The organism is Robertmurraya korlensis (assembly GCF_023715225.1).
Taxonomy (GTDB): Bacteria; Bacillota; Bacilli; order Bacillales; family Cytobacillaceae; genus Robertmurraya_A.
The window spans coordinates 1-834 of the sequence record NZ_JAMBNS010000036.1 but is presented as its reverse complement, the minus strand read 5'-3'; the positions used below and the strand labels follow the sequence as shown (position 1 = coordinate 834).

General features: G+C 44.6%; 1 protein-coding gene. It reads left to right on the top strand.

Annotated elements, in window-relative coordinates:
• Positions 1–26 precede the first annotated feature (26 nt).
• The coding region (locus M3175_RS25730) for a LysM peptidoglycan-binding domain-containing protein (RefSeq protein ID WP_251524457.1) at positions 27–834 on the top strand (808 nt) is incomplete at its 3' end.

The window sequence follows — 834 nt, the reverse complement described above, 5'->3', positions numbered from 1 at the left end:
GCTATATCGTGCAAGCGGGGGATACCTTGACAGGCATCGCCGACAAGTTTGATCTAAATGTCAGTGAGTTAGCAAAATTCAATAATTTACCAGTCACTTATCAAGTGCGTACCAACCAAAACTTGTGGTTAATTCCAGACAAAATGCCAGAGCCGCCAGTGGCACAGCCCGCAGCGCAAAAGCCTGCCCCTGCTAGAGCTGAAGTGCAACCGGTATCAAGTCGTTATACGGTTCAGACGGGTGATACCTTGTCGGGTATCGCTGATCGATTATCCGTATCGCCCAAAGACATTGCCGATATCAATGGTTTTAACACCAATTATCGGGTGCAAAAAGGGCAAGTCATCATCGTGCCTGTCACAGTTGAAAAGGTCAAATATGCGCTAGCTGGCAAATCGATTAACTACACAGTACGCCCAGGTGATAGTTTAGGTAGTGTCGCAAATAACTTTGATTTAACGGTAGCAGAATTGGCGAAAGCAAATTATCTAAAACCCACAGCCAACTTAATTCAAGGGCAAAAACTGGTTATTCCTCAAGCAGGATTGGGTACGGTGGCTAGTGTGACAGCGACCCGCGAACCTACCGTCAAACGCGACTCTGCAAAACCCGAGAGCAAAAAAGAAACAAAAAAAGAGACCAAAACAGCCAAAGACGCCCAATCAGAGGATGATAACAAGCTAGCGTTAAACCCAGTAAGTAAATATAGTCATGGTGATGCACAAGGCTATCAAGTAAAATCAGGTGATAGTCTGACAAACTTGAGTGCAAAATATGGCGTTTCCAAAAGCGAACTTGCCGCTTTAAATAGCTTAAAAGGTAATGAGTCGTTGT